Genomic DNA, 26,448 nt, shown 5'->3' on the forward strand with positions numbered 1-26,448 from the left:
CTACTCACATGAAGCCGATCCAAAAAATACTCATCGCCAACCGCGGTGAAATTGCTGTACGTGTCATTCGCACCGCAAAAAGAATGGGCATCAAAACGGTTGCGGTTTATTCCGATCCGGATGCACAAAGTCTATTTGTCCAGTCTGCGGACGAAGCGTTCTCTTTAGGGGGAACCGATGCCCGTTCTTCTTACTTAAATGTAGACAGGGTCATCAAGGCCTGTTTAGAAACAGGAGCCGATGCTGTGCATCCTGGGTATGGATTTTTATCAGAAAACACTGATTTTGCTACGAAATTAGAAAAACATGGAATTCGATTCATTGGTCCGAAACCGCACTCTATAGAAGCCATGGGGGATAAAATCGGTTCACGTTTGTTAGTTGCAAAAAGCGGTGTTCCTGTTGTTCCGGGTTATGAAGGTGCTTCCCAGGAAATGTCTGTATTCAAAAAAGAGGCCGAAAAAATTGGTTATCCAATTATGGCAAAGGCAAGCGCTGGTGGTGGAGGAAAGGGAATGCGTCGGATTAATACACCCGAAGAATTAGAGCCTGGCATCCTTTCTGCAAAACGTGAAGCTCTTTCCGCATTTGGTGACGATCGTATCCTTTTGGAAAAATACATCACAAATCCGAGGCATGTGGAGTTTCAAATTTTTGGAGACACAAAGGGAAACATCATCCATTTACATGAAAGAGATTGTTCTTTGCAAAGACGTCATCAAAAGGTAGTCGAAGAAACTCCAGCACCAAATTATAGCAGTGAATTAAAATCCAAAATGTCCGATGCTGCTGTTATGGCTGCGAAAGCTGTCCAATACGAAGGTGCAGGAACCGTAGAATTTATATTAGGTGAGAGTGGTGAATTTTATTTTCTAGAGATGAACACTCGTTTGCAGGTAGAACATCCAGTTACAGAAATGACAACGGGTCTTGATTTGGTTGAGTGGCAAATTCGAGTTTGCCAAGGAGAATCCTTACCACAAACAAAAACTCCTCCCCAAAAAGGCCATGCGTTGGAAGTGCGGATTTATGCGGAAGATCCCAAAGAAGGGTTTTTACCATCCACGGGACGGATCCACCATCTATCCTTTCCTACAAGAGACTACTTACGGGTTGATTCTGGCGTGGTCTCTGGTTCTGAAATCACTATGTTTTATGATCCCATGATTGCAAAATTGATTGTATGGGGCGAGGACCGAATTACTGCAATTCACCGCCTAATCGATTGTTTATCGGAGACAATTGTTTTTGGCCCCAAAACCAATTTACAGTTTTTACAAAGACTTGTTTCCACAAAAGAATTTGCGGAAGGTAATGTTTCAACACACTTCATTGCAGACAACGAGTCGGAACTTCTGTCAGACAAAACCAAGGACGAATTCAAGTTAGCACTAGCAGGTACCTTTTTCGCCTCTAAAGAACCGAACAATCCTTGGAAAAAGGAGACCACCTAATATGGATTATCTATTTGAAACTAAAAATGGCCCGGCTTCTGTTTATGTGAGTGGTGCCTCCGTTCGAGTTCGGATGGGGGTGGACTCTTTTTCATTCCAGTTAGAAGATTTGGTAAAAGGAAATCCAGACTCCTCCAATACAAATCTGTTACAATCCGTAACTATGAAAGATGGATCTGTATTAAAATATCTTAAAGTACGAAATGAGATTTTTTTCCATTGGAAAGGGGAGATATGGAGTGGAAAACTTACTGAACGGTCGTATGAAGGTGCTGGCCAAACATCTCCTGAAATCAAAAGTCCCATGCCGGGAAAAGTAGTGCAAATCTCTACTAAAGTGGGTATGGAACACAAACAAGGGGAGACCCTGTTGGTATTGGAAGCGATGAAAATGGAGAACGCCGTTAAGGCACCTTATCCATGCCGTGTAGAAGAGATTCGAAAATTACAAGGGGATCTCGTCCAACAAGACGAAGTGTTAATCATATTACACAGAATCGAACCGGAAAAAACATAAATTTTCGAATCTATTTGACATATTTTTCAAATTTCCCACCATAAGGCAGTTTCTTTGGCTGATAGGTAGAGAATGTACAATCATATTTTAAGAAGTTTTACACTTCTGTTGTTTTTTTCGTTTTTTCACGGGGTTTTCGGTCAGGAACGACAACCCCGTACTGACCTTCCGTTCGAAATCTCCGAAAAAAGGAGATTGAGCGAACGGGATTTTAAGAATAAAAAAGAGGGTGGGTACTTTACGGGCCTTCCTCTCATTAATTCCGATCCCAATGTGGGGGTGGGGTATGGGGCCCGTGTGCTTTATTTTTACAACGGGGCAAAAACCTCCCCGATGTTTGAATACACACCTTACCGTGTTCGGATATTTGCTCAGTATTTCAATACAACCAAACGGGCTCCTTACCACCAGTTGAGTGTGGATGCACCTTATATCTTCGATACTAAGTGGAGGCTCCGTGCGGATTTGGTTTATGAACGAAATCCAAACTCTCTTTTCTTTGGTATCGGCGAGAACACTCTCCAACCGCTTTCCTACTTAGAAAGGAACGATCCCAACGGTCAAATCAGACGAAATGCTCCCTTTGCGGATTATGAAGACAATTTGAACTATCGTCGTCCAGGGGATGCGGGATCTGGGGAAGCTCCTATTGTGAGTGATCACAGATACAATCGTTATGACATTGAAAATCCTAACTTTAGCACTTCCGGTGAATATTCCTTTTTCGGAGGAACACTTCGTACGGTGACAGGGGTTCGTCTTTCCAAACAAATCATTCGTAGATACGACGGAAAGTATAACGACGCACAACTGGGATCAGTCGATGGAATTTTGGGACTTTTGGACGTTGATCGTACCTTTGGAACTCCACAAGGGGAAACCAAGTTAACCCGTGACGATAAAGATGGAAAGATCAAAGGAATTAACGGCGGTTATACGAATACAGTCCGTGCCGGTATTGTTTATGACACCCGTGACTTTGAACCGGATCCAAACCGTGGATTATTCTTAGAATACACCCATGAACGTTCGACTAAGGCCATCGGTTCTACATCAGAATTCAATAAAAACTTAGTATCGGGTCGTATCTTCATCAGTCCTGTCCAATGGTTCACAAACAAACCTCCAGAGATTTTGGAAAAGTTTGTTCTTGCAGCTCGGGGAACGATGATTCAAACCAATGGAGACGCACCGTTTTATGAATACCGCAATATGTGGGGAACGGAAATCAACCAATCCGGTCTTGGTGGTCGAACTACCATTCGTGGTTACAAACAGGATCGTTTTGTTGGCCAAACTATGGCATTTGCAAACTTTGAAATTCGTTGGAAGTTCGCAGAAGCTGAGTTTGGTGGGCAACACTTTGACTTCCAATTGGTTCCTTTTTACGACGTAGGTCGAGTATGGGACCGCACAGAAGATGCGAATTTAAAGAACTACAAACACTCTAGAGGGATCGGACTCCGAATTCCTTGGAACCAAGCAACTGTTATCTATTTTGATCATGCGATTTCGAATGAAGATAGACAAACATTCATTAACTTTAACCATATATTTTAGGAGGGCAGAGCTTATGAAAAAAATTCAATATTGTTTCGCTCTTTTGGTCTTATCTTTTTTCATGAATTGTGAAATGAAACCTGTGGATGATATCTACGGTCTAAGCCCGGAAGAAACCAGTCAACTGATCGCAGGTATCTTAGCCAACCAAGGTCTCAGAGACAATGGTAATGGAACTGTGACAGATCCAGTAGCCAATTTAGTTTGGCAGAAATGTACGCACGGTCAAGTTTACCGTCCGGGAAATAACGATTGTTTGGGAGCACCACAAGGTTCTATTTTGAATCCGAACGACGTGGCCCGTGCAGGTGCAGCCCAGGTTGCATATTGTGATTCCAAAACACATGCGTGTAACTCGATTGCGTTTCCACAAGTGCTCCAAGGTTTTTCCTCAATTTCAGTCGCTGGCTCTAGCGAATTGTATGGGGCTTGCCAAAACAGCAATTATTTAGGTGCTAGTTGGAGAGTTCCGACTGTGGCCGAATACCAAAGGTTAGTGGTCCCAGGTCGTGCAGCGACCCTCCAATACTTTCCTTCCACCCAGGAAGAGGACTACTGGACCGCTTGGTCGAATAACGAAGATATCCCAGGGGAAACAGCACATGCGATTTCGTTTGACCGACAATCTTACGGAGTGCAGAGGAACGTAGTAAAAACACAAAGGAATTATGTCCGTTGTGTTCGCACCGGCCCTTAAATACGCAATTTTCACTCACTCTCCTGATCTTTCAGGAGAGTTTTCGCTTTCCAAAAAACCAATTTCCTACTAATATTTTCTGATAACAAACCGAAGTACCCATTAGGTGGTGAGGTTTCCATGAGAATTGACGAGTCTCCATTCAGTCGTATGAATGTAGATCTTTTAAAAGATCGCCGGGTGAACTATGCCGGTCATGGACAATTGGAAACTGCCCCAGAATCCCTATCTGCCTTACATGTCATTTCGCATGAACTCGGACATGCAGCCGAATTCAAAAACGAAGCCTTCCGTGAAGGGCGAGATGTACAATCTGTCCAAGTAAAAATCAACTATGAGCTCCGAGATGGTCGAATGGTGGCTGTGAGTGGAGAAACCCACGCAGTCACTCGCCCAAAAGCGAAATCGGAAGAAGATCCCGCACTGACTCCTTACTCAGATGGGAAGTCCATAAAGGACCTTTTCCAATTGAAAGAGGATGAAGATAAAAAACCCAATTCGAAAGAGAAAACCAAATTAAATCCCAAGGAGTTAATACAAAAATCTCATGAAAAAGAATTGGAATCTAAAATTAAAGAACTCGAAACACGACTAGAATCTGAAAAAACAAAAAAGTCATCCTCCAACGTTCATTCGGCAGAACGATTGAAAGAAATTGAATCAGAAAAAAAACGTTTGGAAGAAGAAGTGAGACTCATCCGGGTGAAAGAACAATTGAAAGAAACTTTTGCCCTACTCACAGACTTTCGTAAAATGATGACTTCTAATTTGTTTGGAATGATGAGTATACAAACCGAATCTAATGTTGGTAATTATTTAGACACCTTTGTTTGACGGAATCATATTTTCTACTATAAACTCGCGTAACTCTCCAATACCCCTTCCTGTTGTTGCGGAAAGATAAAAAACTCGAAAGGGAATCCCAATTGCATTCATAGCTGTTTCCATTTCTGTGCGCACTCGGTGTTGTTCACTTTGATTTAGTTTGTCTATTTTGGTTCGGATCACCACAGGTTTGATTTTTTTTTCCATGGCAACTTCAATTGTAGAGAGTTCTTCTTCTGGGAATTCCCTTTGTGAATCACAAAGGATAAATAGAATTTTTAAATTTTGCCATGTATTTAGGAACCCTTCCAAAAGTTTCATCATATCCTTATGTTCTTTGTGGGATGCCTTTGAATAACCAAACCCCGGTAAGTCGATGAGATTAAATCCTACCTTAGTTCTGAAAATATTGATGAGTTTCGTTTTTCCTGGAGTTCTCGAAACTTTGGCGAGTCCCCTATGGTTTGAAAGTGCATTGAGCAAACTTGACTTTCCTGAGTTGGACCTTCCCATAAAAGCGATGGAAGGAATGGAGTCCAATTCTTCCTTTTCATTTAGGTTGGCAATGGAAGTGAAGAATTTAGTTTCCGGAAAGGGAATTTCTTTGGAATACTTGTGCATCTAGTTCACCTTTCCAAATAGATTCGTTTGGGATAATTCTTTTCGCTTTTCGAAAAGAGGGAAAACAAAATTTGAATGGGTTCTCCGTCAAAATAGAGAATAGGAATGTAGGTTCTAAGGAAAAAAGGAATTCCGTTTTCTCTCATACATTCTGAAATTTCCTTATTTCCAGAGCGAATTTGGATCTTTTGACCATGGTGCCAAGATCCAAGACTGTATTTTCCGGCTGGATCAGAAAGTTTGAACTTGTTTTGATTCCATTCAATGCAAAGGTTATCACCTTCCCGATGGGAGACTGCTTTTTTAAAAGCAGGAGATTTTTTATCAATGATGAAAAGATCACCAAACTTTGATTTGTATAGAAAACAGTTTTTGTTTTCTAAAAAAGCTCTTTCCCCTTCCGATTGTAAATGGAAATTATCAAATCCTGATTTGTATAAAGGATAATGTCCAAGTAACTTTAAATGAAAATCAATCAGTTCCTTTTTGGAAGATAAATTGAGACTTGTCCAGGTTTCGTGAGGGATACGAAAGATATGAGGTTCTTGTTTGGAAACGGATTCTTTTTTTAAATCAAATTTTAAATTGAGTTGGGAACGATCATGGAAATTCCAATAGATTTTGTGAAAGTTCCAATTTTCTTTTTCTAATACAGGAAGTAAGTCCATTCTAAGTCGGTTGCGTTTGTAGACCGGATCTTTGTTGGATTCATCTTCAAAAACTTTCATGTTGTTCAATACAAACTCATAGAGTAAGTCTAACTCTTTATCTTCAAAAAAAACTAACGGTAAAAAACGTTCCCCATCAAAGGGGGGGAGTGTAAAAAATGCTTTTTTCCCACCTCCCCTTGTTAGGTGTAGAAAAATGGATTCGGTATAGTCTTTACAGTGATGACCAGTAAGAACAATAGCAGGGATTCTATCGGTAATTTTTTTAAGTTCGTGGTAACGAATGAGCCTTCCTGTTTCCTCTAATCCCTTTTTTAGTTTGAGAGATAGATTTGGGATTTTTTTTTTACAAAATGAAAGGGGAATTCTGTAGATTTTAAAAATTGAAATAATTCGTTTTCTTCCGTTTCAATGGAACGAATTCCATGGGATAAATAAAACAGAGTGGGTGTTTGGATATGGTAAGTTTCTTTTAGATATTTAAAAAACAGAACGAGAATTGAGGAGTCTTTCCCTCCGGAATAGGCAATGAGAAACTGCGTTTTGTTTTCGGCCCAAAGTGTCGGAAGTTTGTTTCCCATTCTGGTCAGGGCAGTTTCAAAAAGTTTTGTGATTGGAGTGGGAATTTCTGGGATCATATCTTCCTTACTGCTACCATAGTGATATCGTCGTGTTGTTCCTGTTCTTTGACAAATTCTTTTAGTTCCGAATAGATCCTCTCGAGTATGTTTTTTGGCTCTAGTGGGATAAAGGACAGAAAATTAGATTTTAATTGGGACTCTCCAAACTCTATCCCATCAGAGTTTCTTGCTTCTGTGACTCCATCTGTGTAAAGTAAAATGGTGTCACCTGAATCAAATTTCAATTTGGACTCGTTACGGAAGGCCGAAATATCGGGTTGGATTCCGAGGATCACTCCTTCTGTTTCGATGATAGAAAGAGATTTTGAGCCTGCTTGGTAATGATAGAAATTTCCATGTCCGGCGCCAGAGTATTGCACTTCACCAGTGACTAAATTCCACCTAAGTAAAATCATACTCATAAACCGGGGGGTGATGGCTTCCTTATAGCTAGTATAGAGATAACTATTGATATCGTTTAGGATCTCCCAAGGTGAATCTTTTACACGAACAAGGGAATGTAGAATGGTCCGGACGGTTGCCATAACAAGACCTGCGGCAACTCCTTTTCCACTAACATCTCCGATACAAATAAATAGTTCGTTTCTGTTAGGTGAAAGTATGAAATCATAGTAGTCTCCACCAATCCCACGAGCCGGTACCATAAAACCACCGAAGGAGAACCCTTCGGCTTCTGGAGCTTTTCTAGGTAAGAGGGTACTTTGGATTTCTTTTGCAATTTCAATTTCTTTTTCCAACCTTTCTTTATTCGAAAGGTTTTGGTATAAATTGGAATTTTCCATAGTGATTCTTGCCAAAGAAACAAAGGCATTCAATGCTTCTATTTCATCATGGGGAAATCGATTTTCTTGTTTGGTGAGAATGAAAACACAACTGGTTCCGTTTTCCAAAGTGAGTGGAAAAACCATAGATTCCTTTCCTTCGATCCCGAGTGTAACCAAACTAGAATGGGTGGTTGGATTTAGCGTAATGGTTTCTTTGGTTTGTAATAGAGAAAAAATTTTATCTATGTCGATGGATTCTGTTTTTGTATGGATTTGGTGGTTTTCTAAATCTCGATAGAGTTTGAATACTTTTGCTTTGGAAGATTCGGTTGTTCTTTCGATGAGACAGGTCAGAGTGGATTCCACAATACCTGAAAGAGTTAAAAGAATCATACGAATCATTTCATCGTGATTGTTTAAGTAGAGTTGGCTTAAAGTTAATGCTGCGGTATGCAAACTCTGAAAGTTTTTGGATTGGTTTTCTGATTTGGAAAATAAAAGAGAATTTCGCAGTGATACGGCAAATTGACCCACTACAAGTTGTAAAATTTCTTGATCTTCGAAAAAGTCTGAGTAGTCCTCCTCTTCATAGTCAATAGTTACCATTCCCACAGCAGTACTCGCGTAAAGAATAGGAATGACGAGTTGTGATTTTGTTCCTGTGAGTTTTGAATAGAATTCATAAAACGGATGACTTTGTTCTGAAAATTTATAAAAACAAGGTTCCCCTTTTGCCATCGCTTCAATCAAAACACCATAACTCAAATCATAATCCAAGGTGATTCGTTTGATGGCTCTTTGTAAGGTCTTTTGTCTGCTTGAATAGTAGGCAAGTTTAATCTCACCTAACTCTAGGTTTGTGATGAAAACGGCAACCTTATCGCGTTTCAAACGGATGGATATAAGTTCCGTAAACCTTTGCATCAATTCTTCCAACCCCATGGAAGAATTGAAAAGGGAAAGATTGTCCAAAAGAAATTCCGTTTTCTCTTTAGAGCTTAGGATGTTTTTCCCAATCCGTGCGATTTTTCTTTTTTCTAAAATCCATTCCCGATCACAGGTTTGGCAGAAGAACCGTCCATTTTTTGTGATCCCATTGGGGAGCTGCGGTTCGGCACAGAGCAAACAAATCCGATCGTCAGTGGGCTCACGGTTCATCCTAAGCCAAGGTATTTGATTTCTTTTTTCATTAGCTACAAGAATTTCCTGCAGATCCGAGAAACCTGGTACGATTCATGCTTAATCTATAAGCAAAAGTTGTTTTTTCTGCAGAAATCGGAAGGATGTCGGTAATTATGATTAAAAAATGGTTTATTTGTTCAAAAAATAGGCATACTGTTTTGGTCACCAGCAAGGTCCTTCTGTATTCTTTCGAGGCAGAGCGTAATACTAAAGAGCAAGAACTATGAGCGTGAAAAAATTTAATCCCATCCAATCCATCCATGAAGTAGCAACCGCTATGAATTCCACCCAAGACCCGGACGGGCTTCTTGAACTTATTTTGGATCGATGCATCCAAATCTGCGGTGTGGAGTCAGGATCCCTGATGCTCATCGATGAAAAACATGGGGTTCTGGATGCGGTCACCTCTCGTGGGATGAACCAACAACTGCTTCGCGAAACCAAACTCAAAATTGGGCAAGGGATTACAGGAATGGCTGCCTCTACGGGGAAAGCAAAACTTGTTAACGATGTTTCAAAAGATCCAGACTATATTCAGGTTAAAGAAGAAATAAAATCAGAGTTAGTTGCCCCCATGATTGTGGAAGACGATATCATTGGTGTCATCTCACTTGACTCAAACCGTCTGAATGCTTTTACGGCGGAGATGTTAGAAATTGTAAGTGTTCTTGCAAACCAAGCCGGACAAATTTTCAAAAACCTTCAAACCATTCGCAGTTTAGAACAAAGGACTAAAATCCAAGCAACACTCATTGAGATTTCCAAAGTGGTTAGTTCCACATTAGACCAGAATGAGGTTTTTGATTCCATCATGGTCACTATGGAAAAATCCCTTCGTTTGGAAAAAGGGAGTATTGTATTATTTAATAAAGAAGAAGGGCTACTTCGCATCGTTGCGGCATCGGGTCTTTCTCCAGAAGAAATTGATAAAGGAAGTTACCAACCAGGTGAAGGTATTACTGGAAAAGTATATGAATCTGGGGAACCGATCATCATTGAGTCTGTCGCAAGTCATCCAGATTTTTTAAACCGAGTAGGATATCTTTCGCATTTTAAACATGATCCACATAATGTGAGTTTGTTGTGTGCACCAATTCTAAGTGAGCAAACCATGTTAGGTGTTGTGAATGCATTTATTGTTCAAAACAAACATACGGATTTAAAATCTTATTTAGACTTTTTGCAAGTGGTTGCATCCATTATCTCTCAATCGATCAAAATCCAAAATTTAGTTGAAGAAGCAAAAAAAGAAATTTCTCGTGAAAATATTCAACTCAAAAGAGAACTAAAAAATAAATATAAGTTTGGATCGCTCATTGGAAAAGCTGCGAGTATGGAGAAAATGTTTGAAAAAATCCAACTGGTTGCGGATTCAAGAGCATCGGTTTTAATCACAGGAGAATCGGGAACAGGAAAAGAGATGATTGCCAATGCAATTCATTACAATAGTTCGCGTTCTGAAAATCCATTTATCAAAATCAACTGTGCGGCAATTCCTGAAAACTTACTGGAAAGTGAACTTTTTGGTCACAAAAAAGGATCCTTTACCGGTGCGGTTACTGATAAAAAAGGAAAGTTTGAATTAGCAGATACCGGGACTATTTTTCTAGATGAAATAGGTGAAATGGATTTAAACCTACAATCTAAATTGCTTCGTGTTTTGCAAGAGCGAGAGATTGAAGCGATTGGTTCTGTGAAGGCCAAAAAAGTAGATGTAAGAATCATTGCAGCAACCAATGCTGAATTGGAACAATTGGTTTCTGAGAAAAAATTCAGAGCCGACCTTTTTTATCGATTGAATGTTGTAAAGATCAACACACCACCGTTACGTGATCGAGTGGAAGACATCCCACTCCTCATGAATCACTTTTTGGAAAAATACACGAAAGACAATAATAAATTAATCAAGGGCATTTCTCGGGAGGCATCTAAACTCCTTTTAAAATACCGTTGGCCAGGTAACGTTCGTGAGTTGGAAAATGTCATTGAAAGGGCAGTGGTTCTTGCTCAGGACGAGATACTCAGCGAGGAAGATTTCTCTGATATTTTAGCAAGTTTGGAAGATTTACCAGAAAACACTACAGAAGTGACTCAACTCAATCATGTGGAAACCACACCTGGTGCGGAACCTTTGGATTTGGGATCGGGACGATTGACATCAGGGCAATTAGATGGTCTAGACGGTCGTGCTATGGAAATTGTTGTGAGCGAAGTAGAATCCCGACTCATCCAATATGCAATGAAAAAGTTCCGTTATACCAAAACTCGTGTCGCCAAGTTTTTAGGAATCAATCGAAACACCTTGGATAAAAAAATCAAAGAACTGAATATCGAATATTAGGATTAATTTCAGTTGGTTGGTTCTGGAAAATGATTCAAATGATGAATTGGACCAGTCCGTATTTCATCTTCTAATGTTAGGTGAAGGTATTCTTTCGCAGAACCAACGGCTTCGGGTAAGTTTTTTCCATGAGCAAGGAAGGACGTAATCGCAGCGGAGTAGGTGCAGCCAGTGCCGTGGGTATTTTTGTCTTTTAAGAATGGTTTGGAAAAAATATAAGACGATTTGCCATCGAACAAAACATCAGTGGCTTCCGTTGCGTTTGGTAAATGTCCTCCCTTTAAAAGAACAGGAACTTTGTATTTTTGAAATAATTTTTCTGCCATAGGAACCAATTGGTCATATTGCTGAATTTTTTCACCGAGAAGTAGTGACGCCTCATCTAAGTTAGGTGTGATTAATTTTGCTAATGGTAAAAGATCTTTGGTTAAAGATTGAATTGCATCATCTTTTAAAAGTTTGGCACCACTTGTGGCAACCATCACCGGGTCAAGGACCAGTTGTATGTCAGGGTTTTCGGAAAAAAAATCGGCAACAGTTTGTATGATATTTGCCGAATATAACATTCCCGTTTTTGCTGCTTTGATAGGAAAGTATCCTACTACTGCTTTTAGTTGTGCGGAAACAAAGTTTGGAGAAATTTCAAAAATATCGCTCACTCCATCGGGATTTTGAGCAGTTAAACAAGTAAAGACAGTCGTTCCAAAAGAAGCGAGAGATGAAAATGTTTTTAGATCCGCTTGGACACCAGCACCACCACCTGAATCGGAACCAGCAATTGTTAAGGTAATGGGGAAATTTTTTTTCATATTATGGAAACCATCCGTACTTGTCAAAATTTAAGCGATCCTCGTTTAAATCAAAGATAACACCTTCTGATTGTAGGATTTTTTTCTGCAAAGAAGCACGGATACCATCACCTCGAAACGAAATTCTACCTTGGGCATTGATCACTCGTTGCCAGGGGATTTTTTGTTCCATTTCTTTTTTGAGTGCGTTCAAAGCATATCCTACGGCCCTTGCGGCTCTGGGACTTCCCAGAAGTAAAGCAATGTGTCCATAAGTAGTTACCTTTCCCTTGGGGATCTTTTTTACGACCGCATAAACAGAATCGTAAAAATTCGTACTTTTAGTTTTGGCTGTGTCCATTGAATTTGGATTTATATCCTAATTATTTAATTTAAGCGGATTCAGCAATTTAGTGCAATAAAAATGGTAAGCTGAATCCACTTTCTTTTATAAATTTTTATATAAAAGTCATCATTGAAATGAAAATCTCCGAATACGCAAAACATTTGTTACTTGCTCCAAACTTAGAAGATAAACTTTTGTCTCCAAGTCGCCAATGGGAGGAGGAAACGGAGTTTACTGCTCTTCGGATCGAAACACCAGGACGTTCAACCAGACTTCAGTTTTCCGATAAAAAAGTAAAAATCCCTCGTTTGGAACATCTTAATTTAGAATCCAACCGGGGTCTAAGCCTCCATCATTTTGCCAATCATGAACTTATGGCAATTGAGTTATTTGCTTGGGCTTTACTTGCTTTTCCTTCGGCACCTAAATCCATCCGCAATGGATTTTTGAAAACAATCGAAGAAGAACAAACTCATTTGAAATTGTATTTGCAACGGATGAGAGAGTTTGGAATCGATTTTGGTGACATTCCTTTGAATTATATATTTTGGAAACAGTTAGGGCAATTTGGAAGTTTAGAATCTTTTTCGGCGGTTATGTCAATTTCTTTTGAAGGGGCAAACTTAGATTATGCACAAGTGTATGCTCAAGTTTTTTCTTATTTTGGTGATCAGCTAACATCCGATATCATGCTTACTATATTTGAAGACGAAGTGAAACATGTGAAAAGAGGACTTCGTGCCTTTGAACGTTCTCTTCCAGAAAACACGAACCATTGGGATCATTACCGTTCACTCATTCAATTTCCTTTTACTCCTAGACGTGCCAAGGGATACCTTTACCTTCCAGAAACAAGATCACTTGCCGGAATGGATTCAGACTTTATCCAGTCTCTTGGAAATTACGAAGATGAATATACTGGGCGAGTGAATTTGGAATCTGTAAAAAAATTCGGACTTGGAGAGACCATACTTAGAAAAAACAGACTTGATTCTCATCTCCCAAACCTTTAAGATTTATAAGGGAAGGTGATTATGAAATTGAGAATGATGTTGAGTTTATTATTGTTTTTGTCAGCACTCGGAGTTATACTGAATGCGGAAAAAAAAGCCGATGTTTCTGTAGAAATGAATCTTCATGATTTTATGGAAGACTATACAAAACCGGCCACAAAGTTGTATGACAAGAAAGATAATGCAGACTATCTCAACAAAATATTAGAAAAGGTACCAGATATGGCACCCGATGACCAAAAGGCAGAATGGAAGGAAATCATTGATGCTAAGTTGGCAGTGGGAAAACCAGATGAGACTTGTAAGTCATGCCATACAAAGTTTAAAAAAGAATACAAAGCCAAATATAGAAAAAAACTAATTCCTATACCAGAAGACCTGCTCGGATTTCCTAAGGAAATCAAAGCGTTATTAAAAAAGTAAATTAATTCTTCCGTTCCTGTTTGTACGGGAACGGATTCTCATGAGAAAAATCCATAATTTCAAATTTCCAATCCTACTATTTGGATTGTTCTTTTCTTTCTCTATTTTGAATGCGGAGGAAACAAAACCGCAGACAACAGAGCCAGCTGCGCCAATCCAAAATATACTTCCCGCAAGTTTGAAGTTTGGTGCCTTTGTGGATACTTATTACTCTCATAACGCCAATCATCCTAGATCAAAAGAACGCCAATACACAACGCAAGCAGTGCGTAATGATGAGTTTAATATCAACTTAGGGTTTGTGGATGCCAAATGGCAGGAAGAGAAAATTAGAGGACGGTTGGCTTTTCAGTTTGGAACATCGGTAAACACAAATTATGCTGCTGAAGCGAGTAGGGATGTCAGTTCCAATCAAAATTCAGTCAAACACATTCAAGAGGCCTATGTTGGTTTTAAGTTGGCAAAAGATACTTGGGTCGATGCGGGGATCTATTTTGGACATATCGGACATGAATCATGGATTTCTTCAGATAACTGGAATTATACTCGGGCTTTGGCTCTAGATTACGTTCCCTATTATTCGTCTGGGGTTCGCCTCACAACTAAGTTCACGGACAAATTTCAATTCCAATTTCATGTGATGAATGGTTGGCAAAACATTACCGATCAAAACAAAGATAAATCTCTCGGAACTCAGTTTAAGTTTTTACTAACACCTAATTTTACCATTACAGCAAATCAATTTGTTGGAAATGAAGCTCCCGATTATGAACGTAAACAAACCAGAGTTTATAATAATACAATTTTAGAATGGAAGGCCTTGGATTGGTTGTCATTTGCTGTTTCCGGCGATGTTGGAGCACAAAAAGCAAAAGAATCATTCCAATACGAACCTTGGTGGAAAGAAATCAATCCAACACTTGGAATCTATACCAATAGGGAATCTAGTGTATACAACCAGTGGTATCATGGAACTTTTTGGACAAGTTTTCGGTATGAGGATTTGTATCGTTTGAGTTTCCGCGTGGAACGATTTTATGACCCAAAACAGGTGATGGCTACTACTTATACGCGGAATGGATTTATGACAAATGGTTACACATTCACGTTTGATTTATTACAATGGAATCCTGGACTGATTCGTTTTGAAGTGATCCAAAGGGAATCCATGGATCCTGTTTTTGAAACTGATAAAAATAAACAAATTCGCGTAGAACGTTTGTTTGTTGTGGCAGCTTCTGTTAGGTATTAGTGGTTTTAAGAAAAAACCTCCAAACCACTATACTGGTCTGGAGGTTAAGATAGGAGAATGGCAAACGTTTAGTTTCTTTATTGATTAGAAGGCTTTAGGTTTTCTTTTTTTTCTTTGCCGGTTTTTTCTTTTTCCTTGGGGCTTCATCTTCGTCATCATCTTCTTCCAAAGGTTCTTCACTGAGTTCAGTGACAAAGTCAAGGAAAGGGATATGTTTTTTATGGCTCATCTCTTCTAGCTCCTTTGCATTTGGTTTTCTTTCACCCACAACCACTAAGTAGAGAGAAGGGAGGATGGTAAGTACTAGACACATTGCAGAGAACAATCCACCTACAATTACAGTAGCAAGTGGTCTTTGAACGTCAGAACCCACACCTGTTCCTAGAGTTGCTGGGATTAGACCAAGTAACGCAAGTAACATGGTCATAAGCATGGGACGCAACTGGATTACGGCAGCTTTTTTCACAGCGGCCTTTGTGGTAATGTCCGGTTCCTCGATTAATAAGTGGTTGGTTCTGGAAACGAAGAGTACGCCTGCCATTGTTGCAATTCCAAAGAGTGAAATAAAACCCACACCCCCGGAAACGTTGAAGTAATAACCTCTCATTAAAAGTGCGTAGATTCCTCCAAGGAGTGAGAGTGGTATACAAGCCAATGCCACGTATACATACTTGAGGTTTCTATACAACATATAGAGGACACCAAAAATAATGAGAATAGTGATTGGTATAACAAGCGCTAACTTTTTTCCAACACGTGATAGGTTCTCGTATTGTCCTCCGAATCGGATTTCGTATCCATCAGGAAGTTTGATTTTTTTCTTCACTCTTTTTTGAAGTTCAGAAACAAATCCTCCTTGGTCACGACCGCGGATATTCGTCCGAACGGTGACAACTCGGCGACCCTCTTGTCGGAAAATCATTGTAGGTCCATCAATCACTTCAATATCAGCCAATTGTGATAAAGGAATCCTTTCTCCTTTCGGTGAAATGATCGGCATGTTTTCGATAGCTTGTTTGGATGCACGGTATTCTTTCGAAAATCGAACTACAATCCCAAATCGCGCCGGAGTTTTTGGAGGAATATCAGAAGGGCCTTCGTATAGGGTGCTCACTCGTTGCATTCCTATGGCAGCTTCAATCATCTGTTGGATGTCAATGACGTTGATTCCAAATCGTGCAGCGGCTTCCCTATTGATATTAATGGTTAGCTGAGGGCTTTCTGCTTCTTGTTCAATACCGAATTCACTGGCTCCTTTCATTTCCTTGATTTCTTCGAGGACTTCGTTTCCGATCCCTCGCATGATTTTTAAATCGTTACCAGAAACAAAAACAGCTAAATCGGCAATGGTACCCATAATGGCTTCCGAAAGATTGTCCATAATTGGCTGAGAAAAACTGACTCGGGCACCTGGAAGTGTTGCTTCTAAATCATTTCTCATCCTCATGAGTAACTCTTGTTTGGTTATTTTTTCTTTCCATTTACTATAATCTTTCAAACCAATCAGAACCTCTAATCGGTTTGGTGGAAGTGGATCGGTTCCATCATCGTTTCTACCTAACTGAGAAATCACCGCACTCACTTGTTCATTTTTATAAACAGTTTGGCGGATTTTTGGCATGAACTTTCTTGCTTCCGGTAATGAAATACCTACTGGAAAGAAGATCCGAATGTTAAATCCACCTTCGTCCATCTCAGGAAGGAATTCAGTTCCAAGTGAAAACATACCAATGGCGAGAAAAATGGTCACTACACTGAATGTATATTTCACTGCCTTTTTTGATCTATTTACAATGAACTCGATGATTCGTTTGTAACGTACTTCAATCCAATCATAAACCGGGTTATGCCATTCAATAGGTCCCGGATTTTTTGATTCAAAATAAGTTTTGTAGATGATGGACATGAGTACAGGAATCACTGCCATCGCAAAAATTAACGCACCTAAGATCGCAAAGGAGATGGTAAAAGCCATCGGTTTGAACAGACGACCTTCAATCCTTTCAAAAGAGAAAATCGGGAGGTATGCTAAAATGATGATTAAAATCGAAAATAGGATTTCTGTTCCTACTTCCGATGCTGCGTCCCGTGTAAATGCTAAGATTCCATGTGATTTTTCTTCGGGAGTTGCATCCCGGTATCGCCTCATGATATTTTCTACCATGATGACGGCCCCATCGACAATGATACCAAAGTCGATTGCGCCTAACGAAAGTAAACTGGCTGGAATACCCGTCATATTCATGAGTAAAAAAGCAAACAACATCGCAAATGGAATGGTTGCAACCACGACAAGGGAGGCACGTACACTTCCAATAAAGAAAATCAATACCAAACTAACAACGACTACACCTTCCACTAATGTTTTACCAATCGTGCGAAGAGTATAGTTTACTAAGTCTGTTCTATCATAAGTATTTCGAAGTTGTACGCCTTTGGGAAGATAGTTTTCGTTGATTTCTTTTACCTTTTCACGAATCCTTTCTCCCATTTCGTTCGGGTCTCCCCAACGGCGCATGGCCACCAAACCTTGAACAGACGAATCTACGTCGATTAGACCTTCCTCATCATTTTGAATTGTATAACCTAGGACCCCACTGGGGATGGGATGAGAAATTTCAACAGAACCTAAGTCTCGAATAAAAACGGGCACCCCGTTTACTGTTTTGACTACAATGTTTTCAATGTGTTTAGGATCTCTGATGGCACCTAGAGAACGAATTGGGAAACCTTGTTCTCCTTGGAGAAGTAAGTTTCCTCCAGTGTTTAAGTTGTTCTCTTGAATGGCTTTGATCACATCGCCAATGGTCAATTTAAAACGGATTAATTTGTCAGGGGAGGTTACTACATGGTACTGTTTCGGAAGACCACCAAAAGTTACAACATCTGCGATTCCCGGAATTTGTAACATCTTTGGCATTACAATCCAATCTTGGATGGTTCGCAGTTCCATCGGTGTGTGGTTTTCTGATGATTCCACTACATAACGATAGATCTCACCAACGGGTGAACTCATAGGTCCAAGTGCCGGATGAACGTCTTCAGGAATGTCTGCATCGGCAACACGTTCCATAAGTCGCATACGTGCGAAATAATCATCGGTTCCATCTTCAAAGACAAATTGAAATACAACCAGACCATTGATGGTCCTGGATCTTCGCACTGCTACTTTTGGAATTGCATTTAATACGCGTTCGATGGGGAGAGTGACCCGTTCTTCGACTTCCACCGCAGCTTTTCCTGGAAATTTTGCAATGAGACGAACTTGTGTGTCGGCTATATCGGAATAGGCTTCTTTGCGAATGTCTATCCATGCCCATAGTCCAAAGAGAACGGCAACGGCTGCCGCAATGAGCGTGGTAACGCGATTTTTAAGTGATGTTTCTATAAAATCTTTAATCATGATATTCCCTCGTATTGAAGAGGTAACCCATCTGTAGTAATAACTGCGGGTTTTTGTAGTCGCCTTGTCCAACTCCACCACCTACTTGTAAAAAGAAGTTTCCAAGTAAGAAGTCGTAAGTCAAACCGACGTATCGTTGGGATAGATGAACTCTCTGTCTTTCCCTGCTTTCGTATTCTAAATAAGTCCCCACATTACTATCAATGGAGTTTACGTAGGAACGAATGAGTAAGTCTTCTTGCGATGGATCTCTTCGATTGTATCCAGGAATATTGAGTCCAGTCGGATAAGAGGACTGTCCCCCACGACCTACTTCAGGTGCGAATGGATTTACTTCAAAATACCCACCTACAATGGAAATGCTATGGGCAATGACAGGTGTTTTCCAGAATGTATATCCTAAATCTACCTGACCACCTAACCAATGAGGTCCCCAAGCCCCGCCTGACCCTCGTAATACGACATCTTTGAAGTAATATCCTAAATTGAAATTCAAACTCGCTGGCGATCCAATGGATGCACCATATACCCAAAAATTTGTCGATTTAGGAAGTCGTTTGGCATCTAAACTATCAGCTTTTAATTTTTCATCTTCACCAAACGCCGACTGATCTGATTTGGTCGGTGTCCATTCTGGTTTGATTTCATTTCCATCTTTATCTTTAGGATAAGGAGAAGATTGTGCAAACAAAGAAGGAGCGATTAAAAAAACGGTAATGAATAAAAGGATCAGTTTTTTCATATTAAAAACCAAAACTCAAACCTTTTAAGAGAATGGAACCTTGGATGGCTACCTTCTCACCTGGCGTCAAACCTTCGATAATATTGACTCTTTCTTTTGTAGAAATTCCCAATACAACTTCTCGCCTTTTGAATGTTAAAGGTTGTTCTTCTACGAATACATAGTTTTTACCTTCAACCGTGACAATCGCTGTATAAGGGAGAACAACACTATCACCACCGGTTTGTTCTGGAAATTTTACAACTCCAAACATACCCGGTTTCAATCTATATTTATCATTTACAACGAGGATCCTCATTTTCGCAGTTCTTGTAAGAGGGTCTACGTTATCACCGATCGCTTCTGCGGTTCCCGTAAATTCTTCATCAGGGAAGGATGCGAATACTACCTTTACTTTTTTACCTTTGCGTAAGGTGGAGATTTGGGATTCAGGAACGTCAGTGATGATCCATGCTTTTAAACTTCCCGCAGTACTGAGTTCACTTGGATTCAAACCTTGTGCTCTCAGTTTCCCTTCGAATTCTGCAAGTTCTGCTGCATCGTTTCCAGAATCTGTTTCTGATTCCACTAAGTCTTTTTCTGTAGCGACTCGGTGGACAAACATATCTTTGATCCGGCTTAGGTTTTTATTGGATCTATGTAGTTTGTTTTTTGCATGGATATAACCTACGTAAAGATCGTTTAATTCCGCTGACTCGAAGAGGATGATTCGAGATCCATTACTTACTGAAGGAGAAGTGGATGCAATGAGTCTTGCAGGTGCTTCCAAACTAACAAACTCACCACCGCCACCGATTGCAGTTGATTTTACAATTTCTAGTCCTGGGCTATTTGGTTTAAAAACGATGCGAAGGCCACCATCAAATACTTCTGCTTTTTCAGGAGCTTTGTGAACAGGTTTTGCCGGTTTGGAAAAAACCATAAATAGTATTGCAATAACTACAAGAACCACTCCTGAAATCAGGAGGATTTTTGCCTTTTGGTTTAGAGATTTTAAGGTGATGAACATTTTATTCCTCAGATTTAGGATTGGTTTGGTTTTCGGATTTAGGGATAAAGATTCCTTTACCCACAGCATAATTTACATTTTCAATGGCTTCCATTCGATCCGTTTGGAGTTTTAACATCTCCACAATACTGGAACGATAGGTTTCAAAGAAGTCGGCGAATTCTAAGATGGTTATGTATTTCTTTTCATAACTCATAATCATATCTAAAGATAAACTTCCGTAATCTTTGATATAGGCGTTGCTAAAACGTTTATAAAGTGCGTCTTTAATTCGTGCAGATTGGTAGGCAACGGCGACTTCGTTTTCCACTTCGAGGATATTGTTCTTTAACTCTTGTTTGCGGACAAGAATGGCTTTTTCTGCGGCTTGGATATTTCCTTGGTTTCTATCAAAGAGTGGAACACTGAGCTGTGCTGTGACTCCCCAATAGTTTTGGAATGCAGTACCACCTCTGTTGTAAACAGGACCAAATGACAAATCAGGAATGGCATTTGCATATTGAAGTTCCAAATTGGCTTCTTCGAAACGTAATGTTTGTAGGGCTTTTTTTAAATCTGGTCGGTTTTCACGAGCGATTTCGACTAAATCTTCCAAACGTACTTCATTGGGAACAATTAAATCTAGGTTTGTTTCATTCACAATCGGACTGAATTCAATTCTAACATCACGATATAGATCATCATTCAAAAGGACTTTTAGATCTGCTTCTTTTTCAAAAACTCTAATGGCCAAATCTTCTCTTTCTTTTTTTAAGAAAAACAAAAGTGCTTTTAAACGTAAATGTTCTGCTTGGAGGAGTGCTCGTCTTTTGTAAGCAAGTTCCGAAGAATCTACTGTTTTTTCAATCGAGGCGATACTTTGATCATAAAATACAACTGCCTTTTTATAAAAATATATTGTATAAAATGTTCTTCGTAGTTTTGTAATCACTGCACGTGCTAGATCGTGAAACTCTTGTTCGGAGATCTTCGCATTGAGTTCAGCTACTTTCACTCGTTTGTCAATTTTACCACCAAGTAAAAACACTTGTTGGATTTGGATTACCGATTGTCCAGACCTTGTTGTATCAAAGTAACGTTGAGTAGGTTCTGCAAATATACTTTGGTCTATGGCTATGTTTGGATTTGCATAGAGTCCGGCTTGTAAAATACCGGCTTTTTTTACATCGATTTGAAACCGAGATGCTATGAGTAAAAGATTGTTTTTCCAGAGCAGTGTCTCAGCAGACTCTAAATTAATTTCTTTAGAAAACCGTTGGTCATCAGGATACAAACTAGATCCCAAGGAAGACCTTGGATTTTCATCTGAAAGTTGCCTTTTCAGCGCTTCACTTGCTTGTGCTACTCTAGTCTCCCCCCAAAGATAGGAGGTAGAAAACACAAAAAAGAGGCAGATACCGATTCTGTTATAAAAACTCATAAATTACCAAACATACAAAGATTGTGAGAAAAAGAAAACATAGGTATGGCTCTATCACTTAGAAAGAGGTCATACTTCTGAATTCAGCGAATGCCGAAGTAGATTAAACGAAAGAAAGTGGGGGAGGAATATTCAAAAGAAGTGAGGAAAGTAAATTGGGAATGTATGTTCCCTCTGAAATCAAATCAACATAACTAACTAAAAGTGATTCCGACAAAAGAGTGGATTTACTTTCATTAATAAAATCTAAAAAGTCTGCTCTGGAACGAGCTATGGTCGCTGAATCGTCAATGGCGGCGATTTTAGGATCATCGATTGTTGTGTCTTCTGGTGTTTCAAAAGACGCAGAATAGGCTTTTTTGATCTGGTGGAGATTTGCTTCCAGATATTCGGAAACTGTGTCTGAAGTATCGTCTAACGAAAAACCAATGGTTATCGTTAAGAGGAAAGCTATCAGTTTTGTTGACCAGTTTGCCGTCATATTATCCACTCATTCATTTCGAAGCAGGTACTCAATTCTAAAATACTTCTAATGTTTCAAATGAAACACAGGGATTGATCGAAATGATTAAAATATAATACATCAGACGTTAGGATCTTTAAAAAAAAGACTGCCCAGAGTCAGGAATTCCCCGGAACAGTCGCGAATGGTCTTTGGCAAATGAGAAACAAATCATAGGAAAAGTTGAGAATATAAAAACATCCTGTGTCCCTTACGGGACACAGGTTTAAGCGGTAGAGAGGAGTTAAACGGGTGGAGGTAAACTCAAGTAACGAAAGGCGAGGAGCCCAGAAATAAAAGAAACATGGTGGTTATTGTTATGTGTTAGGGGAGAAGTCCTAAAGGAAGACTGACCTTTCCCACTCCATGTAAGTACATCTTCTAAATCTTTTGTACCTGAAGTTTCTTCAGAAGAGGATTTGCTAATCGAGATGGAAAGGGAGCCTGATAGTTGGCTCTTTCCTCCCACTCGGCTGGATTTGGCTCCACGAGTGCGAACGAGTACATTCTCTTCTGAAAGAAAAGCACTGCCCAGGGCGAGAGTGAGTAGGGAAATCCCAAATATTTTTATCACATTCCTGAACATAGATACAGTATAGACGGCATCTGATTAAAATCTAGCATTTTTTTGGAAGATGCTTATAAAATAAGCAGATCGACCCGATTTTTCGGATGGATCTGCCTTTGTTCGGAATTAAAGCACTTTTCCCGGGTTTAGGATCCCTCTCGGGTCAAATGCCAATTTGATGGCTCGCATGGTGTCAATTTCGGATTCGGACCTAGAAAAATTCAGATAATCCTTTTTCAAAAGTCCAATTCCATGTTCTGCGGAGATGGAACCTTTGAACTTTTGGATGAGGGTGAACATTTCAGGATCCACTTTTTTGCATTGGGTAAAGAATTCCACATCAGATAGAACTTTTGGTTTAACTATGTTTAGGTGGAGGTTCCCATCCCCAATATGTCCAAAAAGGGCAATATGAAATCCTTGGTACTTCGATGTCAGTAGAGTGGTCATCTCATCTAAAAAAGCTTCCATGTTGCGAAGTGGAAGAGAGATATCATTTTTGTGAACTGTGTAAGCAAGAGATAAAGATTCAGAAATCCCTTCCCTGTACTTCCAGAAGGTTTCGTTTTGCCGTGAGTTCTGTGCAATGGTCCCATCAGTAATTAGTTCTTTTTCCGTAATGGATTCTAAGATGGAATAAAGTTTTTCTTCGTCAGTTTCTCCACTCACTTCAAATTCCATAAGCACATAATACTTGCTAGGTTCTTGAAATGGATCAGGAACTCCCAAATGTTCTTTCACTTTATCCAAACAATAGTCGGTTAAAAACTCGAATGCTAATAGAGGTAAGTCGAAGTTATGTGTTTCTCTAAAGATTTCTAAAATATTTTTGTATTCGGGAACAGCAAGGAAAATGACACGAATGTCTTTCGGAGGTTTTGTGAGTTTGACAACAGCTTCAGTGATGATTCCGAGTGTTCCTTCCGAACCAATAAACAAGTGTTTGAGGTCATATCCTGTGTTATTTTTTAAAATTTCTCCATTGAATCGGTAAACCTCTCCCTTTCCATTCACAACAGTAAGACCTAGTACCCAGTCCCGGATGAGTCCATAATGAACCACTCGCACCCCGCCTGCATTGGTGGCAATGTTTCCACCGATCTGACTAGATCCAGTAGCTGCAAAATCCACGGGAAAATAAAATCCACGTTCTTCGGCTTCTTTGTGTAGATTTTTTGTGATCATACCAGCTTGTACGTGTAAGGTGCCAAGGAAAGGATCAAAATCAACCACTTGGTTCATTTTGGATAAAGAAACAACAATCTCACCATTTTTTGCAACAGCACCACCGGCATATCCTGTTCGTCCCCCAGAAGGAACCACAGCAATTTCATTTTTGTAAGCGTAAGTGATTATGGCTGCTACATCTTCTGTTGATTCTGGAAAAACAAGGACTTGGTAGTTGGGTGGATACACTTTGGTTCTATCCGTTCCATAAGAATTGAATAAGGCCTCATCCATGGTTCCATCATTTTTTTGAATGACCTTTTTATCGCCAATGAGTTGGCCTAAGTCAGTTTTTGTTTTCGTAAAATCCATTTTCTATCCTTTAGATATCTACCATATCAATTTGAGAGTTTACTGCAGGGTCATCATCCCCCGGTGTCAAACGAGTGTAAGATCCATCCGATTCGAGAACTCTTGCTTGTGTGTTATCCCGAAGGAGGAGTTCTAAAATTTTGCCGATTCTTTTTTTATGTTTGTCTTGAAGGATGGGAAACATAACTTCAATTCGGCGAAGAAAGTTTCTTGGCATACAATCCGCCGAAGCCAAATACACTTCTGGTTTTCCACCGTTTTCAAAACTATAAATCCTCGAGTGTTCTAAATACCGTCCTACAATGGAGCGAACGCTAATACGATCAGAAACACCTGGAATTCCGGGCCTAAGGCAACAGATTCCTCGTATAATCAGGTCAATTTTAACTCCTGCTTGTGAGGCTTCATAGAGTTTTAAAATTACATCTGGATCCACAAGAGAGTTCATTTTAAAGACCACTCGTGCTTGTTTACCGTTTTTTGCATTGTCAGTTTCTCTTTGGATGAGGTGCAGAAACTCTTCTTTTAAGAAAGTAGGAGCCGCATAAATTCTCGAAAGCCTTGGCATTTTGCCGGAACTTGTGATGGTATTAAAAAGAATCGCAACATCTTCTGTAATCTCAGGGTTTGCTGTGAATAGGCTTATATCGGTATAAAATCTAGCTGTGGTAGAGTTATAATTTCCCGTGCCTAAGTGCACATAACGATTGAGTTTATCATCTTCCCGGCGGACGATGAGTAACATCTTACAATGGATTTTGAGACCAACCACACCATAAACTACATGGACACCACTATCTTCTAATTTTTTTGCCCAACGAATGTTTCTTTCTTCGTCAAACCTTGCTTTGAGTTCCACAAGTACTGTGACTTGTTTTCCATTCTCTGCTGCTTCTCCCAAAAATTGGATGATGGGTGAATCACCTGAGGTTCTGTACAAAGTCATTTTGATCGCAAGTACTTTGGGATCTTGGCTTGCAATTTTTAACATATCCTCGATGGATTTAGAACTTTCGTAAGGGTGATGGAGGAGGTGGTCGTTTTTACGAATTTCAGAAAAGATAGATTCACTTTTTTTAGCAGCAAATCCAGATTTAGGAACGGGATAAGAATACTTTAAGTGGCTTGTTTTTTCCAAACCTTGGAAAAACATCATGTCATTTAAACTAAGTAAGGTGGGAATTTCCATAACTTGGTATTCTTCCAACTCTAAGAGTCCACGTAATAGTTCTTTGATATGACCCGCACCCGAATGGACATCCAAACGAACCGCATCTCCCCACATACGGTTTTTTAATTCGTTTTTCATTGTTGTGAGAAGGTCACCAATATTTTGTTCTTCATTGATGGAGATATCCGCATCACGAACAATTTTAAAGGTATGAATTTGTTTTACATTCATTCCATAAAAAAGGTCACCTAAATGGAGTTTAATGATCTCTTCTAGTGGGAAGTATCTTCTAACGTCTGATTGTTTATTCGGAGGAAGTTGTAAAAAACGAGGTAGAACACTTGGCACTTGAACGATGGCAAAAAGTTCTTTGGCTTTGTTTTTATCATCATCAGAATATAAAGTAATTCCGAGATTCAACGTTCGGTTTAGAATATGAGGAAATGGATGGGAAGGATCAATCGCAAGAGGAGTGAGAATGGAAGAAACTTCTCGTTTGTAATAATTTTTTACAAATTGGATATCATCGCCGGCAAGTTCACTTGGATCTTGTACAACTACGATTTTGTTTTCTTTTAGTTCAATGAGGATCTCGTTTAAGGATTCATATTGTCCTTTAACAAATTCTCCCACTTTGGAATAAAGTTCGGCAACGGTTTCTGAAGTTCGTTTCCCATTCAGGCTTCGTTCTTCGATTCCTGCATTTTTTAAGTTCACTAGGCCTGCCACGCGGACCATAAAAAACTCATCTAAATTGGATTCAGTGATACAAAGGAATTTGAGGCGTTCGAGGAGTGGGTTTTCTTTGTCGAAAGACTCTTCGAGGACACGGTGGTTGAAGTCGACCCAGGAAAGTTCGCGGTCGAAGAAGATATTTTGGTTCCCCAGTTCTATTTTTTCTTTAGGGCTAGCAGTCATAATTCTAGGATTTGGGAAGGAAAAAATTCTGTAAATTCCTAATCCTTTTGTAGAATTCGACGACATTAGATTCAGAGGAATTTG

Annotated in this window: 23 protein-coding genes; 9 read left to right on the plus strand and 14 right to left on the minus strand. The window is 39.6% G+C overall.

Annotated features, from left to right (window positions below; all coding sequences use genetic code 11):
* Positions 1-8: 8 nt before the first annotated feature.
* From LEP1GSC199_RS19480 to LEP1GSC199_RS19500, 5 genes are all read left to right on the plus strand, one after another.
* Positions 9-1,454 carry an acetyl-CoA carboxylase biotin carboxylase subunit gene (locus tag LEP1GSC199_RS19480; protein ID WP_002990816.1) on the plus strand — a complete coding sequence of 482 codons (1,446 nt, stop codon included), beginning with the start codon at positions 9-11 and terminating at the stop codon, positions 1,452-1,454.
* 1 nt (position 1,455) lies between these two features.
* Positions 1,456-1,971 carry an acyl-CoA carboxylase biotin carboxyl carrier protein subunit gene (locus LEP1GSC199_RS19485; RefSeq protein ID WP_002991084.1) on the plus strand — a complete coding sequence of 172 codons (516 nt, stop codon included), beginning with the start codon at positions 1,456-1,458 and terminating at the stop codon, positions 1,969-1,971.
* 72 nt (positions 1,972-2,043) lie between these two features.
* A complete protein-coding gene (gene omp85, locus LEP1GSC199_RS19490) occupies positions 2,044-3,531 on the plus strand; it encodes an Omp85 family outer membrane protein (RefSeq protein WP_002990836.1) in 1,488 nt (495 codons plus the stop codon).
* Between the two features lie 13 nt (positions 3,532-3,544).
* On the plus strand, positions 3,545-4,228 hold the full coding sequence (lsa25, locus tag LEP1GSC199_RS19495; protein ID WP_002991056.1) for a surface adhesin Lsa25: 684 nt from the start codon (positions 3,545-3,547) through the stop codon (positions 4,226-4,228).
* 120 nt (positions 4,229-4,348) lie between these two features.
* Positions 4,349-5,062: a hypothetical protein gene (locus tag LEP1GSC199_RS19500; RefSeq protein ID WP_002990574.1), complete on the plus strand. Its 714-nt coding sequence runs from the start codon at positions 4,349-4,351 to the stop codon at positions 5,060-5,062.
* Here LEP1GSC199_RS19500 and yihA read toward each other — a convergent pair.
* Genes yihA through LEP1GSC199_RS19520 form a run of 4 tightly spaced genes read right to left on the minus strand, consistent with a single transcriptional unit; the run spans position 5,045 to position 8,905 of the window.
* The gene (gene yihA, locus LEP1GSC199_RS19505) at positions 5,045-5,674 is read right to left on the minus strand and encodes a ribosome biogenesis GTP-binding protein YihA/YsxC (protein ID WP_002990898.1); all 630 of its coding nucleotides are present in this window, start codon (positions 5,672-5,674) and stop codon (positions 5,045-5,047) included. The genes LEP1GSC199_RS19500 and yihA overlap by 18 nt on opposite strands.
* A 5-nt stretch (positions 5,675-5,679) precedes the next feature.
* Positions 5,680-6,735 carry a tRNA lysidine(34) synthetase gene (locus LEP1GSC199_RS19510; protein ID WP_332307950.1) on the minus strand — a complete coding sequence of 352 codons (1,056 nt, stop codon included), beginning with the start codon at positions 6,733-6,735 and terminating at the stop codon, positions 5,680-5,682.
* Complete coding sequence (locus LEP1GSC199_RS22130) at positions 6,657-6,980, minus strand: tRNA lysidine(34) synthetase (RefSeq protein WP_002990634.1); 324 nt, start codon at positions 6,978-6,980, stop codon at positions 6,657-6,659. The genes LEP1GSC199_RS19510 and LEP1GSC199_RS22130 overlap by 79 nt, the downstream gene beginning before the upstream one ends.
* Entirely contained in the window at positions 6,977-8,905 is a 1,929-nt protein-coding gene (locus LEP1GSC199_RS19520; RefSeq protein ID WP_002990685.1) for a GAF domain-containing SpoIIE family protein phosphatase, read from the minus strand. The genes LEP1GSC199_RS22130 and LEP1GSC199_RS19520 overlap by 4 nt, the downstream gene beginning before the upstream one ends.
* A 301-nt stretch (positions 8,906-9,206) precedes the next feature.
* Between LEP1GSC199_RS19520 and LEP1GSC199_RS19525 the strand changes: the two genes are divergently transcribed.
* A complete protein-coding gene (locus tag LEP1GSC199_RS19525; RefSeq protein ID WP_039927539.1) occupies positions 9,207-11,270 on the plus strand; it encodes a sigma-54-dependent Fis family transcriptional regulator in 2,064 nt (687 codons plus the stop codon).
* Between the two features lie 8 nt (positions 11,271-11,278).
* Here LEP1GSC199_RS19525 and thiD read toward each other — a convergent pair whose 3' ends face one another.
* Together thiD and LEP1GSC199_RS19535 are read right to left on the minus strand one after the other, a co-directional pair.
* A complete protein-coding gene (thiD, locus tag LEP1GSC199_RS19530; RefSeq protein ID WP_002990622.1) occupies positions 11,279-12,079 on the minus strand; it encodes a bifunctional hydroxymethylpyrimidine kinase/phosphomethylpyrimidine kinase in 801 nt (266 codons plus the stop codon).
* A 1-nt stretch (position 12,080) separates the two neighbouring features.
* A complete protein-coding gene (locus tag LEP1GSC199_RS19535) occupies positions 12,081-12,419 on the minus strand; it encodes an MGMT family protein (RefSeq protein ID WP_002990930.1) in 339 nt (112 codons plus the stop codon).
* A gap of 119 nt (positions 12,420-12,538) precedes the next feature.
* Between LEP1GSC199_RS19535 and LEP1GSC199_RS19540 the strand changes: the two genes are divergently transcribed.
* The 3 genes from LEP1GSC199_RS19540 to LEP1GSC199_RS19550 are packed head-to-tail and all read left to right on the plus strand — an operon-like array spanning position 12,539 to position 15,092.
* A complete protein-coding gene (locus LEP1GSC199_RS19540; RefSeq protein ID WP_002990699.1) occupies positions 12,539-13,417 on the plus strand; it encodes a DUF455 family protein in 879 nt (292 codons plus the stop codon).
* Positions 13,418-13,438: 21 nt separating this feature from the next.
* Positions 13,439-13,840: a hypothetical protein gene (locus LEP1GSC199_RS19545; RefSeq protein ID WP_039927495.1), complete on the plus strand. Its 402-nt coding sequence runs from the start codon at positions 13,439-13,441 to the stop codon at positions 13,838-13,840.
* A gap of 40 nt (positions 13,841-13,880) precedes the next feature.
* Complete coding sequence (locus tag LEP1GSC199_RS19550) at positions 13,881-15,092, plus strand: porin (protein ID WP_002990977.1); 1,212 nt, start codon at positions 13,881-13,883, stop codon at positions 15,090-15,092.
* A gap of 94 nt (positions 15,093-15,186) precedes the next feature.
* Here LEP1GSC199_RS19550 and LEP1GSC199_RS19555 read toward each other — a convergent pair whose 3' ends face one another.
* From LEP1GSC199_RS19555 to ppk1, 8 genes are all read right to left on the minus strand, one after another.
* The gene (locus LEP1GSC199_RS19555; RefSeq protein WP_002990959.1) at positions 15,187-18,495 is read right to left on the minus strand and encodes an efflux RND transporter permease subunit; all 3,309 of its coding nucleotides are present in this window, start codon (positions 18,493-18,495) and stop codon (positions 15,187-15,189) included.
* Positions 18,488-19,237, minus strand: a complete 750-nt coding sequence (locus tag LEP1GSC199_RS19560; protein ID WP_002991002.1) for a hypothetical protein — start codon at positions 19,235-19,237, stop codon at positions 18,488-18,490. The genes LEP1GSC199_RS19555 and LEP1GSC199_RS19560 overlap by 8 nt, the downstream gene beginning before the upstream one ends.
* Before the next feature lies 1 nt (position 19,238).
* Positions 19,239-20,246, minus strand: coding sequence for an efflux RND transporter periplasmic adaptor subunit (locus tag LEP1GSC199_RS19565; RefSeq protein WP_002990971.1), 1,008 nt, complete (start codon positions 20,244-20,246; stop codon positions 19,239-19,241).
* Position 20,247: 1 nt separating this feature from the next.
* Positions 20,248-21,666 (minus strand): TolC family protein, encoded by a 1,419-nt coding sequence (locus LEP1GSC199_RS19570; protein WP_002990896.1) that lies wholly within the window; start codon positions 21,664-21,666, stop codon positions 20,248-20,250.
* A gap of 103 nt (positions 21,667-21,769) precedes the next feature.
* Positions 21,770-22,147, minus strand: coding sequence for a hypothetical protein (locus tag LEP1GSC199_RS19575; protein WP_002990661.1), 378 nt, complete (start codon positions 22,145-22,147; stop codon positions 21,770-21,772).
* Between the two features lie 265 nt (positions 22,148-22,412).
* Entirely contained in the window at positions 22,413-22,742 is a 330-nt protein-coding gene (locus LEP1GSC199_RS19580) for a hypothetical protein (RefSeq protein ID WP_002991042.1), read from the minus strand.
* 120 nt (positions 22,743-22,862) lie between these two features.
* Positions 22,863-24,275 (minus strand): FAD-binding oxidoreductase, encoded by a 1,413-nt coding sequence (locus LEP1GSC199_RS19585; RefSeq protein ID WP_002990807.1) that lies wholly within the window; start codon positions 24,273-24,275, stop codon positions 22,863-22,865.
* A gap of 10 nt (positions 24,276-24,285) precedes the next feature.
* Complete coding sequence (gene ppk1 / locus LEP1GSC199_RS19590; protein WP_002990979.1) at positions 24,286-26,364, minus strand: polyphosphate kinase 1; 2,079 nt, start codon at positions 26,362-26,364, stop codon at positions 24,286-24,288.
* Between the last annotated feature and the right edge of the window lie 84 nt (positions 26,365-26,448).

This window comes from Leptospira vanthielii serovar Holland str. Waz Holland = ATCC 700522 (assembly GCF_000332455.1).
Taxonomy (GTDB): domain Bacteria; phylum Spirochaetota; class Leptospiria; order Leptospirales; family Leptospiraceae; genus Leptospira_A; species Leptospira_A vanthielii.

What these genes read in the sequence shown, in the direction of transcription:
- LEP1GSC199_RS19480 (WP_002990816.1), top strand. Translation starts at nt 9, where the DNA reads ATGAAGCCGATCCAAAAAATACTCATCGCCAACCGCGGTGAAATTGCT.
- LEP1GSC199_RS19485 (WP_002991084.1), top strand. Translation starts at nt 1,456, where the DNA reads ATGGATTATCTATTTGAAACTAAAAATGGCCCGGCTTCTGTTTATGTG.
- omp85 (WP_002990836.1), top strand. Translation starts at nt 2,044, where the DNA reads ATGTACAATCATATTTTAAGAAGTTTTACACTTCTGTTGTTTTTTTCG.
- lsa25 (WP_002991056.1), top strand. Translation starts at nt 3,545, where the DNA reads ATGAAAAAAATTCAATATTGTTTCGCTCTTTTGGTCTTATCTTTTTTC.
- LEP1GSC199_RS19500 (WP_002990574.1), top strand. Translation starts at nt 4,349, where the DNA reads ATGAGAATTGACGAGTCTCCATTCAGTCGTATGAATGTAGATCTTTTA.
- yihA (WP_002990898.1), bottom strand. Translation starts at nt 5,674, where the DNA reads ATGCACAAGTATTCCAAAGAAATTCCCTTTCCGGAAACTAAATTCTTC.
- LEP1GSC199_RS22130 (WP_002990634.1), bottom strand. Translation starts at nt 6,980, where the DNA reads ATGATCCCAGAAATTCCCACTCCAATCACAAAACTTTTTGAAACTGCC.
- LEP1GSC199_RS19520 (WP_002990685.1), bottom strand. Translation starts at nt 8,905, where the DNA reads ATGAACCGTGAGCCCACTGACGATCGGATTTGTTTGCTCTGTGCCGAA.
- LEP1GSC199_RS19525 (WP_039927539.1), top strand. Translation starts at nt 9,207, where the DNA reads ATGAATTCCACCCAAGACCCGGACGGGCTTCTTGAACTTATTTTGGAT.
- thiD (WP_002990622.1), bottom strand. Translation starts at nt 12,079, where the DNA reads ATGAAAAAAAATTTCCCCATTACCTTAACAATTGCTGGTTCCGATTCA.
- LEP1GSC199_RS19535 (WP_002990930.1), bottom strand. Translation starts at nt 12,419, where the DNA reads ATGGACACAGCCAAAACTAAAAGTACGAATTTTTACGATTCTGTTTAT.
- LEP1GSC199_RS19540 (WP_002990699.1), top strand. Translation starts at nt 12,539, where the DNA reads ATGAAAATCTCCGAATACGCAAAACATTTGTTACTTGCTCCAAACTTA.
- LEP1GSC199_RS19545 (WP_039927495.1), top strand. Translation starts at nt 13,439, where the DNA reads ATGAAATTGAGAATGATGTTGAGTTTATTATTGTTTTTGTCAGCACTC.
- LEP1GSC199_RS19550 (WP_002990977.1), top strand. Translation starts at nt 13,881, where the DNA reads ATGAGAAAAATCCATAATTTCAAATTTCCAATCCTACTATTTGGATTG.
- LEP1GSC199_RS19555 (WP_002990959.1), bottom strand. Translation starts at nt 18,495, where the DNA reads ATGATTAAAGATTTTATAGAAACATCACTTAAAAATCGCGTTACCACG.
- LEP1GSC199_RS19560 (WP_002991002.1), bottom strand. Translation starts at nt 19,237, where the DNA reads ATGAAAAAACTGATCCTTTTATTCATTACCGTTTTTTTAATCGCTCCT.
- LEP1GSC199_RS19565 (WP_002990971.1), bottom strand. Translation starts at nt 20,246, where the DNA reads ATGTTCATCACCTTAAAATCTCTAAACCAAAAGGCAAAAATCCTCCTG.
- LEP1GSC199_RS19570 (WP_002990896.1), bottom strand. Translation starts at nt 21,666, where the DNA reads ATGAGTTTTTATAACAGAATCGGTATCTGCCTCTTTTTTGTGTTTTCT.
- LEP1GSC199_RS19575 (WP_002990661.1), bottom strand. Translation starts at nt 22,147, where the DNA reads ATGACGGCAAACTGGTCAACAAAACTGATAGCTTTCCTCTTAACGATA.
- LEP1GSC199_RS19585 (WP_002990807.1), bottom strand. Translation starts at nt 24,275, where the DNA reads ATGGATTTTACGAAAACAAAAACTGACTTAGGCCAACTCATTGGCGAT.
- ppk1 (WP_002990979.1), bottom strand. Translation starts at nt 26,364, where the DNA reads ATGACTGCTAGCCCTAAAGAAAAAATAGAACTGGGGAACCAAAATATC.